This window comes from Mesorhizobium sp. CA12, assembly GCF_020165255.1.
Lineage (GTDB): Bacteria > Pseudomonadota > Alphaproteobacteria > Rhizobiales > Rhizobiaceae > Mesorhizobium.
Map to the genome: position 1 here is coordinate 123,647 of NZ_JAIUHT010000012.1, position 15,182 is coordinate 138,828.

General features: G+C 62.4%; 17 protein-coding genes. 5 read left to right on the forward strand and 12 right to left on the reverse strand.

What is annotated here, in order from left to right:
• Nucleotides 1-207 precede the first annotated feature (207 nt).
• The 9 genes from LB520_RS20255 to LB520_RS20295 form a co-directional block, all read right to left on the reverse strand.
• Nucleotides 208-1,947 (reverse strand): relaxase/mobilization nuclease domain-containing protein, encoded by a 1,740-nt coding sequence (locus LB520_RS20255; RefSeq protein ID WP_224638788.1) that lies wholly within the window; start codon nucleotides 1,945-1,947, stop codon nucleotides 208-210.
• A 243-nt stretch (nucleotides 1,948-2,190) separates the two neighbouring features.
• On the reverse strand, nucleotides 2,191-2,967 hold the full coding sequence (locus LB520_RS20260; RefSeq protein WP_411962571.1) for a lytic transglycosylase domain-containing protein: 777 nt from the start codon (nucleotides 2,965-2,967) through the stop codon (nucleotides 2,191-2,193).
• Complete coding sequence (locus LB520_RS20265) at nucleotides 2,964-3,293, reverse strand: DUF736 domain-containing protein (RefSeq protein WP_224638790.1); 330 nt, start codon at nucleotides 3,291-3,293, stop codon at nucleotides 2,964-2,966. Before LB520_RS20265 ends, LB520_RS20260 begins: the two co-directional genes overlap by 4 nt.
• A 36-nt stretch (nucleotides 3,294-3,329) precedes the next feature.
• Entirely contained in the window at nucleotides 3,330-3,875 is a 546-nt protein-coding gene (locus tag LB520_RS20270) for a S26 family signal peptidase (RefSeq protein ID WP_224532296.1), read from the reverse strand.
• On the reverse strand, nucleotides 3,872-4,363 hold the full coding sequence (locus LB520_RS20275) for a DUF2840 domain-containing protein (protein ID WP_224532295.1): 492 nt from the start codon (nucleotides 4,361-4,363) through the stop codon (nucleotides 3,872-3,874). The genes LB520_RS20270 and LB520_RS20275 overlap by 4 nt, the downstream gene beginning before the upstream one ends.
• Nucleotides 4,360-5,415, reverse strand: a complete 1,056-nt coding sequence (locus tag LB520_RS20280; protein ID WP_224638792.1) for a replication initiator protein A — start codon at nucleotides 5,413-5,415, stop codon at nucleotides 4,360-4,362. The genes LB520_RS20275 and LB520_RS20280 overlap by 4 nt, the downstream gene beginning before the upstream one ends.
• 17 nt (nucleotides 5,416-5,432) lie before the next feature.
• The gene (locus tag LB520_RS20285) at nucleotides 5,433-5,714 is read right to left on the reverse strand and encodes a helix-turn-helix transcriptional regulator (RefSeq protein WP_041002472.1); all 282 of its coding nucleotides are present in this window, start codon (nucleotides 5,712-5,714) and stop codon (nucleotides 5,433-5,435) included.
• A gap of 271 nt (nucleotides 5,715-5,985) precedes the next feature.
• Nucleotides 5,986-6,312 carry a DUF736 domain-containing protein gene (locus LB520_RS20290; RefSeq protein ID WP_224560579.1) on the reverse strand — a complete coding sequence of 109 codons (327 nt, stop codon included), beginning with the start codon at nucleotides 6,310-6,312 and terminating at the stop codon, nucleotides 5,986-5,988.
• Between the two features lie 2 nt (nucleotides 6,313-6,314).
• Nucleotides 6,315-6,512: a hypothetical protein gene (locus tag LB520_RS20295; RefSeq protein ID WP_224532373.1), complete on the reverse strand. Its 198-nt coding sequence runs from the start codon at nucleotides 6,510-6,512 to the stop codon at nucleotides 6,315-6,317.
• Nucleotides 6,513-7,092: 580 nt separating this feature from the next.
• On the opposite strand from LB520_RS20295, the gene LB520_RS20300 reads away from it, so the two are divergent.
• The 4 genes from LB520_RS20300 (at nucleotide 7,093) to LB520_RS20315 (ending at nucleotide 9,796) form a co-directional block, all read left to right on the forward strand.
• Complete coding sequence (locus LB520_RS20300) at nucleotides 7,093-7,935, forward strand: PRC-barrel domain-containing protein (RefSeq protein WP_318011914.1); 843 nt, start codon at nucleotides 7,093-7,095, stop codon at nucleotides 7,933-7,935.
• A gap of 63 nt (nucleotides 7,936-7,998) precedes the next feature.
• Complete coding sequence (locus tag LB520_RS20305; RefSeq protein ID WP_224532374.1) at nucleotides 7,999-8,487, forward strand: hypothetical protein; 489 nt, start codon at nucleotides 7,999-8,001, stop codon at nucleotides 8,485-8,487.
• Between the two features lie 179 nt (nucleotides 8,488-8,666).
• Nucleotides 8,667-9,131: a hypothetical protein gene (locus LB520_RS20310; RefSeq protein WP_140848042.1), complete on the forward strand. Its 465-nt coding sequence runs from the start codon at nucleotides 8,667-8,669 to the stop codon at nucleotides 9,129-9,131.
• Nucleotides 9,132-9,490: 359 nt separating this feature from the next.
• The gene (locus LB520_RS20315; RefSeq protein ID WP_224532376.1) at nucleotides 9,491-9,796 is read left to right on the forward strand and encodes a hypothetical protein; all 306 of its coding nucleotides are present in this window, start codon (nucleotides 9,491-9,493) and stop codon (nucleotides 9,794-9,796) included.
• A gap of 250 nt (nucleotides 9,797-10,046) precedes the next feature.
• Here LB520_RS20315 and LB520_RS20320 read toward each other — a convergent pair whose 3' ends face one another.
• The gene (locus LB520_RS20320; RefSeq protein ID WP_224638793.1) at nucleotides 10,047-10,361 is read right to left on the reverse strand and encodes a DUF2285 domain-containing protein; all 315 of its coding nucleotides are present in this window, start codon (nucleotides 10,359-10,361) and stop codon (nucleotides 10,047-10,049) included.
• A 102-nt stretch (nucleotides 10,362-10,463) separates the two neighbouring features.
• On the reverse strand, nucleotides 10,464-10,790 hold the full coding sequence (locus LB520_RS20325) for a DUF736 domain-containing protein (protein ID WP_224638795.1): 327 nt from the start codon (nucleotides 10,788-10,790) through the stop codon (nucleotides 10,464-10,466).
• A 679-nt stretch (nucleotides 10,791-11,469) separates the two neighbouring features.
• Here LB520_RS20325 and LB520_RS20330 point away from each other — a divergent pair.
• Nucleotides 11,470-11,955 carry a response regulator gene (locus LB520_RS20330; protein WP_224532377.1) on the forward strand — a complete coding sequence of 162 codons (486 nt, stop codon included), beginning with the start codon at nucleotides 11,470-11,472 and terminating at the stop codon, nucleotides 11,953-11,955.
• A 7-nt stretch (nucleotides 11,956-11,962) separates the two neighbouring features.
• Here the strand turns inward: LB520_RS20330 and LB520_RS20335 are convergent, their stop codons facing one another.
• Entirely contained in the window at nucleotides 11,963-15,133 is a 3,171-nt protein-coding gene (locus LB520_RS20335; RefSeq protein ID WP_224608088.1) for a CheR family methyltransferase, read from the reverse strand.
• Nucleotides 15,134-15,182 lie beyond the last annotated feature (49 nt).

Genomic DNA, 15,182 nt, shown 5'->3' on the forward strand with positions numbered 1-15,182 from the left:
CGTTCGCCCGCCTCCTGCACGCGCGCAGGCGCACAAGTTGACGGGCAAGCCGGCGCGACCAGTGCGGCCCGAGGTGCGGCCGAACGCCAAGTCTCCATGCCGCGATTGTGTCGCCGTCCAAGTCGTCAACACCACGCTCAGGAAAACCGTGAGTATCTGCTCCCAAAGGATTTCGCGGCGGACATGGCAGGATCCATCTTTCAGCTGCTAGAGGCCTAGCCCGCGCTTGCGGGCAAAGCTCCAATCGACACCGCCGTCGCCGCGAGTGCTGCCGCTGATATGCTGGCCAAGGTGCCTTTCGAGCGAAGGCGTCCAGGGCACGAGCTGGAAGCCGAGGCCATCATCGATCATCGCGAAGCGGCCGGACGCAAGCGCAAAGCGCTGGCTGTAGGTACCGGACACGGACTCGCCAGGTGCGGCACGGTTGAACGAACGGCCGGTCTGGGCCGCGATCCTGCCGCCCAGCGCCTCGATCTCCCTTCGGCGCAGCGTGTCGATCAAGTTGCGGGCAAAGACGGTCCCGCCCGGCCGCCGCTCCACCAGCCCCAGTCCGACCAGGTGCTCGACGCGCCGATCGAGCGCCTGGCGCGCCTCGGCGCCGAAGCCGCCATCGGAGAGAGCCGCCGCAGGACGGGCAAGCGCCTGCCGGTCGAGCCAGGTCGCCCCCTCCGCAACCACCTGTCTGTCAATGTCGAGATCGGAGCGCACGGCAAGCGCCAGCCGCGGGCGTCCCGTGGCGTCCTCGAATTTGCGCAGTTCGACGATCGCGCCCGGTGGGGCGTCGCCCGCCGCCTCGAGATCGGCGAGCCGCACGTGATGAGAACGGCCGTCGACGCCATCGATGACCGCATAGGCCGTGCCTTTGAGCTCGTCGTCCAAGCCGCGCTCGATCAGACGGCCGACAATCCTGTCGTCGATGGTCTCAGCGGCCAGCACATAGCTGGCGCTCGCACGTTCGATGTCGCGGGCTGAGAATGCGCGATGCACGCGTTTGATGATATCGGCGCGCTCAGCCATCGCGCGCAGCGTCGCCTCGGCTTTGTCGCTGAGGATCCATTGGCCAGGACCGACCTGCTCGGCGAGGCCCAGCGTTTCCAGCCTGCGCAGCCGCCCGATCTTTGGCGCGATGAATTCGTCAGGCTGGCGATCGGCACGTGGCGCGAGATCGATGACACCGCTTTCGCCTGTGTCGCGGAGCAACTGGCGGTCGAGCCCGGTCCACCGCTCGGCCTCGACCTGGCGCTCGACATGCCGTCGGATCTCAAGTTCCGACCGGGGGCCAAGCTCCTGCGTGACGAGTTCGCTGGCGCGATCGCGCATGCCGCGGCTGATGTAGTCGCGCGAGATCACCAGGTCCTGGCCGTCGTCGGCCCGGCCACGCAGGATGACGTGGACATGCGGATTGTCGGTGTTCCAATGATCGACCGCGATCCAGTCGAGGGACGTGCCGAGATCCTTCTGCACGCGACCCATGAGATCACGGGTGAAGGATTTCAGGTCGGCGATGTCGGCGGCATCCTCGGGCGAGACGATGAAGCGGAAATGATGCCGGTCGTCCTTGCAGCGATCGACGAAATCCGTGGTCGACGCATCGTCGACCTCCGGTCCGAACATTCGGGCTTTCGCGTCGTCGCGTGTGACTCCTTCGCGGCGCAGATAATTGAGGTGGGTCGCCAGCGGCGCGCTACGTTTCGAATGGCGAACCACGCGGGTCTTGATCGTGGCGAGGCGGGAGCGGCCGGTGAGGAAGCGGTTGGCTTGAACGCTCGCTGCCCTGCCGCGTCCGAACTGCGAGCGCTTGCCTGTCCTGATCCGGCCTGACCGGGACACGCTGCCGCCAGCCTTTTGCGCTGCCGCAAGCGCTTGGGCGATGAAGGGCCGCGACGATTGAGCTCGCGTCGAGCGAATGCGGCCTGGACGGATACGGAACTCGTGCTCATCAGACACGGCGCCCGCCCTCACCTTGCCATAAGTACAGCAAATACAATAATTTGCATGTTCTCAGCACATTGCGCCGAGGCGCCGCAATGTGCGAGAAACGGCAAAAAACCCAATAAATGCAACCAACCGACCGCAGCACAATGTGCGCCCTTTTATCTTGCCATCCTTCGGTTGTTGCCTTGTACCCTATGCGCCTCAAAGGCCACGACTCCCAAAGAGGCGCCGGGGCGCGATTTGGCGGAGACTTCATCATCGCCGCGATGTCCGGACGTAAGACCCGGTGAACAGTCGGCGCGGCTGCGAACTGGCCGCAAAAAGTTTGCGCACCAACAGTGACGATGAGACCTCGACAGAAGCGTGCTCGCCGGACGAGAGACCGGAATCGGTCAAGGACCCGGACCGCACTATGAACAGCGGCGCGAGCTTCCAAGTGATGGCCTTGGCATGACCGGCGGTGAGCGCGCCGGGCGCATCGCCGCCGCGCCACAAAGGGCGAAGCTTCGCAACATAGGCCCGGGTTTCTGCCGGCAGCGGGAGGCCCTTCAAGGAGGCTTCGTAGCGCCCCGGCCCCGCATTGTAGGCGGCCAGGAAGCCCGGTGAACCGTATCGATCATAGAGCTCGCGAAGATAGGCGGTGCCGGCAAGGATGTTGGCGTGCGGATCGTAGGGATCGCGGCCCAGTTGGTGACGAAGACGCAGTTCGGCCCAGGTTGCGGGCATGATCTGCATCAGACCCACTGCACCCTTGCGCGACACGGCGCGTGGGTCGCGGGCGCTCTCGATGTGCATGACTGCCCGTATCCAGAGCTCAGGAATACGGAAGCGATGCGACGCCTCGGCGATATGGGTGGCATATGGATCGTCCGCAGGCATACGTGGCCCCGGGGCGCTCTGTGCGACGGCCTCCGTCATCGCGTGACAAAAAATCAGCATGCCAGCGATAAGCCGACGTGCTTGCCTCCGACCAGGCAACCAACTGACGGGGCGGCTTACGTGCGCATAGTTCGGCGCCGATGGCGCACTCATCGAGCACGCTCCGGCCGCGATTTCGGCCGGATCCAGCGCAGCGACCAGGAACCGTCATCGGAGCGGAAGAGACCGGCGCGGAAGCGTCGACCAAACAGCGGATCCTCCAGTCGGCAGGACAGATAGTCGCCAGCCGTCTGCCCGTTTTCCTTCCAGGCCGCGCCGACCTCGGGGCCGCTGCCATCGCCGATGTGGATGCGAAAATCCGGCGCATTGCCGTTGGACGTCCTGATCGGGACAAGCACCAGCTCGACGTCCACAAGCAGCGTTCGAATGCGTCCGGAGTAACCCGATTCCGTTTCCTGGAAGACGCCGATCTCGGCCATGGACAATCTCCTTCCTCTTGTTGGCTGGGCTGAATTTCAGTTCGCGGGAGCAAGCCAGGTGTAATGGCCATCGCCCCTCTCGTCGGTCCAAAGCGGCATCGCGCGCCCAACGATCGAGTCCATCGGGAACGGGCCGAAATAGCGGCCGTCGAGACTGTCCTGGACATTCCGGTTCATGACGAAGATTTCGGCGGCGACAATGGTGCGGCAGCCCTGCCAGTCAGGCAGCGCGCGTCCTTTGCGATCGCGCTCCAGCGCGGTGCCAACGGCAAGCCCGTTCACCGTGACGACGCGGCCGACGCGACAGACTTCCTGTCCAGGAAGCCCTTCGATGTGCTTCAGCATTGGCACACCGAGCGGAAGGTAGCCGCGTTCGCCGGCGAACCGAGCGACGGTCTCCGGCGGTTCGATGACGGCGAGCGCGCCAGCCGTAGGGACGGCCATTTTCCTGAGTGAATAGAGCCCGATCGGCGCGCTGGCCGACGCGTTCCATAGCAGCAGCGGCGGCATTTCCACAGCAGCTGGAGCGACGATCGCGGCAACGGCCGCAAGCGTCACGGCCATGCAAGCGGCGCGGCTCATGAAGTCGCTCGCTTGCGCAACAGAAAGGCCCGGTGCTGCTCGAGCGAATAGGCGCGCGGCGTTCCGCCGGCAACCAGCCGGTTGTGGGTCTGACGCCAATAGTCAGGGGCGGCATCGACCGGATCGAGGCCGATCGCCTCGATTGCATCGATCAGTTGAAGAACCCGCTCAACCTTGTCCCAGCCTGCGATCTTGAGCAGGATCTCGGCGCCTGGCCGGATGTAAGGCAGCGTCTGATAGGGTTCAACGGGCAAGACGGCGCGCACGATGTCGATGCGCGAAACGATGGTGCCAAAGTCATTCGCCGCCCAGCGGACGAACGCAAAAACGCTGCCCGGCGCAAATCCCACGACGCGACGCCGCGTGTCGATGATCGTCTGATCGGCAGGGCGTCCGAAGCGGATGCGGTGCTCGATCCGTTTCTCGATCCAGATCAACTCCACCGTCGTGAGGCCGGTGCGCGGCGTCGATTGAGGAGGCCGCGTCATGCGTCGCCTCCACCGCGTCGGCCGACAAATCGCGGCTTCTGCTCCCCGCCGTCGATGCGCGGCTGCTCCGCAAGAATGTTAGATTGAGAGTTAGACTCCAAGTTAAGAGCGCGATTTTTCGTTTCGGGTCCGTTCCTTAAGGCCGATTGCGGTTCCCGAAAGCACGAGGAAGCGGTTCCCGATGGCACGATAGTTCGGGTTCCCGATGGCACGATCCTATCAACAGGCGTCGGCGCCGGTTCGAAAGCCAACAACACGCGGCCGCTGGCTTCGACCTCGGTGAACAGCAGATATCCCGGCAAAGGCTGACGACGCACGATGTCACGCAGCTCGAAGGCGAAGCGCTTGAGTGGCGAGAGACTGCCGGATTTCCGATGCAGGTGGCTGATGTCGAAACGCCAGCCGGCGCGCTGGCGCCCGCCATGCTTTCGCACCAGGCGATAGAGCCAACGCTCCAGGCCGCCGGTCAGCCCGAAATAGGCCCGGTCTATCGTCAGGATCAGCGTGTCGTCCATGACGGCGCGATAGAACCAATCAGGCAGGATCATTTCGACGCCAAGCGGGCGGCCGTTTCGACCCGAACGTTCCTGCCATTCATTGATCCACGAGAAGCGATGACGCCGTCCCTCGGCGGGTTGGCGGATGGAGGTGACGACGCTTGTCGACTGCAGGCGGTCGAGCGCCGCCTTGAGGCGCAGGTAGTCTCGCTTGGAGACGCCGCGGCCGATGAAGGTAAGCATCTCGTATGGCGTCGCGGCCATCAGGCGGGATGTGCGCAATCCGGCGTCCCGCGCGCTGACGATCTGGCTAGCGGCCCAGATCAGAATATCGGCATCCCAGATCGTCGCCATGCCGTGATCGGGCATCGCTTCGACACGGATCGCGATATCGCCGGCGTGAAAGTCGATCGGTGCGATGCGCCTGGATTTGGCGAGGGAGAAGAAGGGATAGGCCATGAGGTCCTGCGCATCGCGTGGCGCGACGACGCCCGGCAGAGCCTGGAACAGGTCGAGCTGTTCGCGCTCCAATGGTGGGCGTAGTCGTGCCGACAAGGGGGAAATCAGCGGGCTCAGCGCCTTTCGCGCCCGGCATAAGGGATCAGGCGGGCGGCCTGAGGCTTGGCGGGCAGCACCGACCCATGCGGATCGGACGTCGATGTCATCGCGCCGCGCTGAACCCAGAGCTGGAGGTCATCGACGGCGTAGACCACGCGGCCGCCAAGTTTGCGATAGGCAGGCCCGGTGCCGTAGGTGCGATGTTTCTCAAGCGTGCGCGCCGAGAGACTGAGGAAATGCGCGGCTTCCGAAGTGCGCAGGTAGCGCGGCGGCAGTGGCGCGGCGTCGGCGTTCATGAGGTTTCTCCTTCCGGCCGTTGCGGTTGAACGGCGATCGATGGCCAGGATGGAGGAGCAAGGGCACGATGATCAGGTGCGCAATTGAGGGGCACTATTTCGCACCGCTGAGAGACCTTAGGCGGTGGCTCGGGCGCGTGCGTCGATCGGAGGTATCGCGCATCAAGCCGCGCACCCGGTAACCGGAACCTCGGTCAGATACCGGCGCCGCGGAACGTTTCCGCGCCATCAGGAGACGCCCCGCCCGGTGCCGGGCGGGGCGTCTTCCAGGTCACTCGCTATTGCGGCGGTTGGGTCGGGACCAGATGAGGCTGTGGCCCTCGCCTTCCTCGTCGGCGAAGAGGTTGGCGTAGATGGGAGCGGTGAAGCTCGGATCGTCTAGCTTGAGCCCGAGATAATCGCGGCCCTCGTTGGAGCGCTTGGACCAGGCGGCGCCGATCTCGGCCTTGCCGACCACCACGCGGTGGCTTGGAGCGTTCTCGCCGCTGGCCCGGGTGTCGGGGACGATGCGCACGCCCTTGGCCTGGACGCTGAGGGTGACGATCTCGCCGGTGAACTCGTTCGCATTGGTCTTCTTGAAGCTGCCGATGGTAGCCATTTTCAGTCTCCGTTCTTGTTTCCGAGCCCGCACCATGCGGCCTCGATGGCGATCGTGAGGCCGGAGGCGACCGCTGCCGCATCGCTTGCGACCGCAGCAAAGCGCAGGATGGCGCAGGCGCGCGTTTCTTGGTTGCGCGAGGAATGGGCTTCGCCCAGGGGAAGAAACGCGCGTCGCGCCATTGCGGCATAGGCGATCAAGGCTTCCGCCGTCCTTCGGCCAGATCAGCCCGTCCGAGAGGTCGTTTGGTGCCCGCCGTGAAATGGAAGACGGGACGATGCGATCATCTGCGGGTAAATGACCTGATGTGGACCATTTCGCCGGTGCTGATGTCACCAGGGCCTGACATGTGCTGCATCAGAGCCTGATCCATCTGGCGATCGCGCATGGGATCGGCCTCGGCTTCGCGTGATGACTGGTAATGCCGTTGCTGGATGCTATCGAAGCTGGTCCAGACACGCGCTCCAAGTACCGGCTTTTGCTATTGAGCGGCCGTATATTGCGGACGTCTCGTTGCGGCCGATAACGGAACGTCCTCTTCGGACAATTAGGCTAGGTCCCCGGCATCGACGGCAGTTGTAATCCTGTTTGCAGGTCGGGTCATTTGACTCGTTGGTGGCGGGGGGCGGTAAACCCGTGCAGGTTCTGCATGAGCCTTCAGTCCGGCGCCCGTTGCGACCATTGGCCTCCTCCCGGAACGCAAGGCAGTTCCTTCCGTTGGATGAATTGGCGTTGGCAGCTGCCGACGTCAATCGACCAGGCAACAGGAGGAATTTCACAATGATCCGCAAGATACTAGCTGCGGCCGCGACGGCAGCTCTCATGTCGACGGCGCTCTGCACGGCGGGTGCTCACGCCGCAAATCCCAGCAACCCCGCTACCCAGACGGAGGTTGTTGCCGCGGTCACCGATGGCAAGCTCGTCTCCAAGATCATGGGAGCCGCGGTCTATGACAGTACCGCCGACGACGCGACGAAGATAGGCGATGTCAATGACATCGTCCTGGACAAGGACGGGAACGCCAAGCTCGTCGTCATTGGCGTCGGCGGATTCCTTGGCGTGGGGGAAAAGAACGTAGCCTATGATTTCAGCAAGCTTCAATGGGTCAACAAGAAGGGCGATCGCTGGTTAGTCGCAAAGACGACGAAGGATGAGCTCAAAGCTCAACCCAATTTTGATACGAAGGCTTATGATACCGCGGCAGCACCCACGGCGCAGACGACTAACGGCCAAGCGGCTAACGGCAAAACCGATACGACTTCGACAGCCTCGATCGACAAGTCGTCCCTGACCGAAATGCCGTCAGACAAAATCAGTGCGGCAAATCTGATCGGAACCAACGTCTATGGCGCAGATGATGCGAAGGTCGGCGAGATCGGCGACGTCATCCTGACTGGTGACAAGAAGGTCGACGCAATAATCGTTGATGTAGGCGGCTTTCTGGGCATTGGCGAAAAGAAGGTCGCGGTCGCTATGGAGAACCTCAAGTTCATGACCGACAAGAACGGCAACCGTTACCTCTACACGAACTTCACCAAGGACCAGTTGGAGGCGCAGACTGCCTACGACAAGGCCACTTACGCCCAAAACCGGGACAAGCAGCGCATCATCGTCAACAAGTAAAAAATCATCGCGCAGCGCTCGCCCGTGTGGCGGGCGCTTCGACTGGAAAACGCAGGAGCGGACTTGAAACTAGCCGACGAGGTCCGTCATAGCTCTGAAGATATCAGCGACCTGGTCCTGTCCGATGTCGTGTCTGCACTTCATCGACGAGTTAAGGTCAGCCACGAGTTCGATATTCCCTACATTGCTGGGTACAGCACGGATGCAAGGACGATTTACATCGACCGACATCTGCCGCGCACCATCAGGTGGAGAGGCAAGGACGTGCGGCTCGAACCATTTCTGGTGTGCCACGAAATTGTTGAAAAAGCTCTCTTGGACGAGTTGCGGCTTCATTATCTGCACGCCCACCAAATTGCCTCGCGCATCGAAAGAGATGCGGTGAGAGGGGCTGGCCTGACCTGGCGGCACTACCAAAGCGTCATCAAGGGGCACGAGAAAGCGATCGATGAAGAACAGCTTCAGTGCGTGCCAGGGGAGTTAGATCTCACGCCTTACAAGGACCTGAAGGATTACCCATTGCTCCGACGGCTGGTCGAAGCATCGCAGTAGCTCGTTGCGCGGGATGGTCCAAGGCACACAGACAGCGGAGATTGAAGCAGGCACACTGTCAAATTTTCTCGCCATTGGAACTTCCCGACGCACTGCTGGTTCGCCTGCATAGGGACGACTGAGGCCCATTCCGACCTGTGCATTCTGCAGGCAGAGCGCCTCGCCAACAGGAGACGGCCATGAAACATCAGACACTGGAAGAACTACATGAGGTCGCGGAAGTCGAAGTATCCTTTCCGGCTATGACGCGAGGGCAGCGTTTGGAACATTGGGCCATGCTGCTCGAGCGAAATCCCGAGCGGCGCCTCGCCGCTTTCCCTGGGACGGAATACATGACCTTGGACGTGCGTGACAAGGCGCGGTCCCTGGACTCCGCGCTCAGCGTCGCTTTCGCTGATCCGATATTGCGCGCGCAAGGATTGAAGAACGATACCTATGGCGAAGCGAAACGCTTTTTCGAGCTTACGGATTGGCAGTTGCACGCTATCGTCTGCCATTGCCATGTCGGCGGGACCATGAAAGCCGGATGGGCTGCCGTTCAAGTTCGGTCTGCCATCGGCATGGAAGGGAAGCTTTTCAGCAGACTACGTGAAGCGATTGCTCATTGGCCGGTATTTCGCATTTTGACCCATGCGAGGGAGTAACGTCTCCTCGGAAAGCTGAAAAGGCAGCGTGCGAAAAGTCCAGCAGATGCATTTGGGGCTAACATCGCTAATTATGAGAATACGGGCGAGTGTCGCCCGTATTCTTTTTGCATCCGGTGGCCGCGATCACTCTCCTCAAAGGTAAACCGACCAACGGTGTCCACCGAGGTTCGGCACTAGGTGCGATCAGTCGGCCTGATTTTTCAGCAATTCCTGATTTTCACCAACCTATGTGAAGTTCATAAGAAAGCTCAAGGGGGCCTAACCGGCTCTTCACCATAATGACAACGGCTTCGGAACCTTCATGATCGCAGCGGACTTCTCGGCTTCATCATGAATTCGAATGAAGGGGCCCTTGCATGAAAGTCACCGCAGCAGGAATCGACCGCATCAAGATCGGCAATGCGGACGCAAGCGGCCAGGGCGCGCATTTCGTCGTCTGGCTTTATCTTCAGGTTGATGAAGGCGGCACACAGACCGGCCAGGAACTGGTGGTATCGGTGCCATATGATGCGCGGATGACATTCGATGAACTCGCCACCCAGGCTTTCGAGAAGGCGCACGCCATGCTTCGCGCCTGCTGTGAGATCGATGAGACCATGTGGTGGAAGCAGTTCAACCGCAGCCTGGCGCCGCTGCCCGAATGGACGCCCGGCGCTCAATAGTTGGTCGGCGGCGAACCAGGCGTGGGGACTGACAGGACGCCGAACCCTAGCAATGCGGATGGGGATCCACTTCGCATCGGGTGCTTCAGGCGCATGACGAACCTCCAGCATGTCACCCGGGATGTCCGCGTTTGGGCAGAAGCTAAGTTTATCTCAATGGCCGAGATGAAGGCGCAAAGCTCCCGTTCACTTCAGAATCGTATGCCTGGGCCTGCAGGCAACGCGTGGACCAGGCGGCGCCGGAGCGGTCTCACGAATGAGGCCGTCGCGCACGAAGCAATTGGCGATAGCCGCGCTCGACCATCTTCAAGCCGTCGCGCACTAAGCGAAGCGTCTGATACCGAAAAGCCGAGTCGTGCCAGTCGGCGGTGCTGAGCAGTCGCCGACCGAACAAGGCGATCGCGACTTCAAAATGGGATGCATGCTCTTCCCGGCCATCGAGGCATCGCAGCATGTGGCCAAGGCGCCGGCGCTGCGCCGCGGTCAAGCGGGCGTCGGGAAGGTGCTGCCTGTGAGCAATTGTGAATGCGCTCGAGAAGGCTGGAATTGAAGTACTGCCCGACAATGGAATTCTGTTGCGAAAGAGCAGTTGATCGCGGCTTCACCGCTGAAACCCGGTATCAGGCGCCGAAGCCGTCCGGCCGAAGCCGAACGGGCTGGCTACCTGTTACTCGCCGTTGCGGCGGTTGGGGCGGGACCAGATGAGGCTGTGGCCCTCGCCTTCCTCGTCGGCGAAGAGGTTGGCGTAGATGGGAGCGGTGAAGCTCGGGTCGTCGAGCTTGAGCCCGAGATAATCGCGGCCCTCGTTGGAGCGCTTGGACCAGGCGGCGCCGATCTCGGCCTTGCCGACCACGACACGGTGGCTTGGAGCGTTCTCGCCGCTGGCCCGGGTGTCGGGGACGATGCGCACGCTCTTGGCCTGGACGCTGAGGGTGACGATCTCGCCGGTGAACTCGTTCGCATTGGTCTTCTTGAAGCTGCCGATGGTAGCCATTTTCAGTCTCCGTTCTCGTTTCCGAGCCCGCACCATGCGGCCTCGATGGCGATCATGAGGCCGGAGGCGACCGCTGCCGCATCGCTTGCGACCGCAGCAAAGCGCAGGACGGCGCAGGCGCGCGTTTCTTGGTTGCGCGAGGAATGGCTTCGCCCAGAGGAAGAAACGCGCGACGCGCCATTGCGGCATAGGCTGTCGAGACTTCAGCCGTCCTTCGGCCAGATCAGTCCGTTCGAGAGGTCGTTGGTGCCCGCCGTGAAATGGAGAGACGGGGACGATTGGATCATCTGCGCCGAAAGGATGATGTGGGACCGTTTCGCCGTGCAGATGTTACCGGGGCCCGACATGTGCAGCATCAGAGCCTGGATCCATCTGGCGCTCGCGGATGGGATCGGCCTCGGCTTCGCGTGATGACCGGTAATGCCGTTGCTGGATGCTATCGAAGCTGGTCCAGACACGCGCTCCAAATACCGGCTTTTGCTATTGAGCGCCCCTGTATAGCGGACATGTCATATGGGGCCGACGCCAGACGGTCTCGCCTTGCTGGTGGCCTTGAGAAAGCGGACCGGCTTATTGCCTGGCTCATGGCTTGCGGCTTCTCCGGCGGAGGAGACGGACGGCTCCAACGTTCTCCAGGTGAAGCCACCGAACATGCTCAATCATTTACTTCGAAAGCCATGTGCAGACCCAAGTTGGCCTTCGACTGCAGTTCCTGGAAGCGACGGCCGGCCAAACGATGTCGGAACTTTCTTGGGGCGAAGTGGTTAGTTTTCTTTGGGGGCAATGGGACGTGCGTTCACTTGAAAATCGAAAACCACGAATCCTCGTGATCGAGGACGACCTCTTCATCGCAATGGATCTCGAGTACATGGTCGGCGAGTGCGGCTGCGTGCCTGTCGGGCCGGTCTCCAACGTCGAGGCAGGGCTGTTGGCAGTGCGGCAGAACAACCTTGACGGCGCGGTCCTCGACGTGAACCTCGGCGATGAGCGCGTCTGGCCGGTCGCCGATCTGCTTCACGAGCATGGCGTTCCTTTCATCCTCGCGACCGGTTATTCCAGGGTGGAAGTGCCCGAGCGCTTCAAAGAGTGCCAGGTTCTGCACAAACCGCTGACGGAGGCCGCTCTCTTTGCTGCGCTCGACGCGCTCGGTCTCGCGCGGCGATGAGAGGGCCTCAGCGATTTTTATCGCGATCCATCAACATGGCCTTCGCAGGCGCGACTATAACGCAGCGGTAGCCAGCGGAGGGAAACTCATGCTGGCAGGTGCCACGAAGTTCGTGCTGGGTAGACCGCGAGACGAAGTTGAGGCCGAAACCATTGCTCTTCGGCGGCGCAACGGGCGGCCCGCCACTTTCCGCCCATTCGATCCTCAGCTCGTCGCCGTCGGTCGTGACCCGAGTCCAGTTCAGCGAAACGCGTCCCGCCCCGGTGGACCACGCGCCGTACTTCGACGCGTTCGTGGCGAGCTCATGCAGGATCACCCCGAGCCCGACCACGACCTGAGGCTTCAGGTGGACCTCGGGTCCTTGGAGGCTCAGCCCGTCGAGCCCCTCGCCCACGAAGGGGGACAGGACGGCGCCGACAAGGTCATGCAGCCTGGCGCCCTTCCAGTCGCCGCGCGAGAGGATGTCGTGCGACGCGGCCATCGCGTGTAGCTGGCCTGTGAGCACCTTGTATATCTCATCCTTCGTCTCTGTGTGTTGGGCCGCCTGACGGATCATGGACTGCACACTGGCCAGATTGTTCTTCACCCGATGGTTCAGCTCGGACACCATGTCCGAGAGCCGCTCTTCAGACCGCTTGCGCGCGGTGATGTCGATGAATGTGAGAACAGCACCCTGAATCACGTCGTTCTCGTCGCGATAGGGCAGCATGCGCATGATGAGCGTCTGGGGCTCGCCGTTTTGCGCCTCGACCTCCTTCTCAATCTGCTCCCCACTGCGGATGACTTCCGCCACCTGCTCCTTCAGGGATCCGAGCTCGACGCGGCCGGCGAGTTCGTCCAGCGGCCGCCCCATGTCGTGGTCGCGCAGCCGGAAGAGCGGCTTGGCGGGCGGGGTGAAGTTGCGGATGCGAAACTCCGCATCGAGAAAGAGCATCGCTATACGGGTGTTGGAGAAAAGGTTTTTCAGGTCGCTGTTGGCGCGGCTCTGCTCCTCGACCCGCGTCGAAAGTTCATTGTTGACCGTGCGAAGCTCCTCATTGATCGATTGCAGTTCCTCCTTTGAGGTTTCCAGTTCCTCGTTCGAGGACTGCAGTTCTTCGTTTACCGACGAGAGTTCTTCGTTAGAGGCGCGAAGTTCCTCGTTCGAGGTTTCCAACTCCTCCAGCGTGCTCTGCAGCCGTTCCTTCGTCGTCTGAAGCTCCAGCTCCAGTGCACGCACGAGTTCCTCGTCGCCTCCTCGCTGCCTTGCCCGCTCGGTGGTCTGCGCCATCGCGGCGGCTCCCGCCTGAAAGACGACGAGACAACGGCGTTCGCTCGCGTCGGCCCCGGTCAGCGGCTCCACGATCAGCGTGAGGTAACGGCGCTCGTCGTCATGGCCCACGATTAGATCGTCGCGCACGAACCGCTCGCCCGAGGTCAGCACCTTCGCGACGGCCGCCTTGATGTCCACGGCCAGTTCGGTGCGCGCCATCGCGGCCAGGTTCGCCTTCGGCCGGCCGCGCGGCAGCTCGAGGAAACCGCCGGTGCCCGTCGAAGCATCGAGGATCTCGAAATCGCCATCGACGATAACATAGGCTGGCGTATAGCGCTCAAGCAGTTTTTGCGCAGTGCGGAATGCCGGATCGGTTACGGCAGGTTTCGTGGCCGCATCCTGCCGTTGCATCTCCTGACGATTCTTGCCGTCACCGCCGGCGATAGGAAATTCGGGCAGCCGCGCGGTCTCGCCCATCCGGCGGAAGATACGGTGCTTCCGGTCGAATTCACCGAAGAGCTTGTCATGCCCCGCGTTCTCGGCAGGGCCGAGGAACAGGAAGCCACCGGGCCGGAGCGCGTAATGGAACACCGGCATCAGCCGCTCCTGCAATCCCGGGTTCATGTAGATCAGCACATTCCGGCATGAGAGCAGGTCGATGCGCGAGAACGGTGGATCGCGCAGCAGGTTGTGCTGGGCGAACAGGCACATCTCGCGCAATAGCGGACGGATGGTGTAGTGGCCATCCTCCTTCTCGAAGAACCGCTCCAGCCGCTCCTCGTTGACATCGGCGGCGATGCTGTGCGGATAGCGGCCGATACGGGCGAAATGCAGGGCGGCCTCGTCGATATCGCTGCCGAAGATTTTCACCTCCGGCGGGCTCTCCATCCGCGCCCGGGCCTCCTGAAACAGGATCGCCAAGCTGTAGGCCTCCTCGCCTGTGGCGCAACCCGCAACCCAGACGCGCACCTCGTCGTCCTCGGTCTTTTTCTCCATGATCGGGCCGAGTACCTTCGCGGCCAGCGCCGCGAACAAGTCGGTATCGCGGAAAAACTGGGTGACCCCGATCAGCAGATCGCGGAACAGGCGCTCGGGCTCCCGGCGGTCGTTGCGCATCAGGTCGACGTAAGCGGACAGCGTGTCGATGCCCTGCATCTGCATTCGCCGGCGGATGCGCCGGTCGATCGTGCTCGACTTGTAGTCGGTGAAATCATGACCGGTGGCGCGGCGAAGCACATCACAGATCTCGCGCCTTTCGCCATCTTCGACCTCGACATCGCGCGTGATGGGCTTGCGCCGTACGAGGAAGTCGGCGAAGAGCCCGGGCATGTCGGCGACGTCGGCCTCGCGATCGACGAGGCCAGTGCGCGTGGCGCTCAGCAGCATGCTGTCGTATTCGGCCGTCTGAAGTGTCTGGGTCAGCGTCAGCCCGCCCGCCTCCTTCACCGCCTTGAGGCCGAGAGTCCCGTCTGTGCCCGCCCCTGACAGAAGCGCGCAGCCGCTATGCTCCCCCTGGTCCTCAGCGAGCGAGACAAGGAAGGCGTCGATGCTGGTGCGCCGCGCGAGCGGGTCGCCGTCCTGCGCTGGCCGCAGCACGCCCTCTCGGATCGTCATCACTTGCCCCGGCGCGATCAGATAGATCCTGTCAGCTTCGATGCGCGTGTCGTGCGTAACCTCCTCCACTGGTAAGTCTGCCTTGCGCGCAAGAATGCTCGCGAGTTCGCTCGGCCGATCCGGCGCCATGTGCTGGATAAGCACCCAGGCGATGCCGCTGTCCGCCGGTATGTTGCTGACAAGGTTCTGCAGAGCGGCCACGCCTCCGGCCGATGATCCGATCCCCACGATGGGGGGCGTGTTGTTCGTCGCTTTCCCTTCAGCGTTATCGTCGGCAGGCCTGTCGCCGTCCTTGAGGAGTGCCCCTGCCATGTTCTTGCCGTCCTTGTTGGCGTCGTTTCTAGCCTATAGATGTTTCCCT

Excerpts from the sequence above, each read along its gene's own strand:
- LB520_RS20260 (WP_411962571.1), bottom strand. The coding sequence starts at position 2,967 with ATGAGTGCGCCATCGGCGCCGAACTATGCGCACGTAAGCCGCCCCGTC.
- LB520_RS20265 (WP_224638790.1), bottom strand. The coding sequence starts at position 3,293 with ATGGCCGAGATCGGCGTCTTCCAGGAAACGGAATCGGGTTACTCCGGA.
- LB520_RS20270 (WP_224532296.1), bottom strand. The coding sequence starts at position 3,875 with ATGAGCCGCGCCGCTTGCATGGCCGTGACGCTTGCGGCCGTTGCCGCG.
- LB520_RS20275 (WP_224532295.1), bottom strand. The coding sequence starts at position 4,363 with ATGACGCGGCCTCCTCAATCGACGCCGCGCACCGGCCTCACGACGGTG.
- LB520_RS20285 (WP_041002472.1), bottom strand. The coding sequence starts at position 5,714 with ATGAACGCCGACGCCGCGCCACTGCCGCCGCGCTACCTGCGCACTTCG.
- LB520_RS20290 (WP_224560579.1), bottom strand. The coding sequence starts at position 6,312 with ATGGCTACCATCGGCAGCTTCAAGAAGACCAATGCGAACGAGTTCACC.
- LB520_RS20300 (WP_318011914.1), top strand. The coding sequence starts at position 7,093 with ATGATCCGCAAGATACTAGCTGCGGCCGCGACGGCAGCTCTCATGTCG.
- LB520_RS20310 (WP_140848042.1), top strand. The coding sequence starts at position 8,667 with ATGAAACATCAGACACTGGAAGAACTACATGAGGTCGCGGAAGTCGAA.
- LB520_RS20315 (WP_224532376.1), top strand. The coding sequence starts at position 9,491 with ATGAAAGTCACCGCAGCAGGAATCGACCGCATCAAGATCGGCAATGCG.
- LB520_RS20325 (WP_224638795.1), bottom strand. The coding sequence starts at position 10,790 with ATGGCTACCATCGGCAGCTTCAAGAAGACCAATGCGAACGAGTTCACC.
- LB520_RS20335 (WP_224608088.1), bottom strand. The coding sequence starts at position 15,133 with ATGGCAGGGGCACTCCTCAAGGACGGCGACAGGCCTGCCGACGATAAC.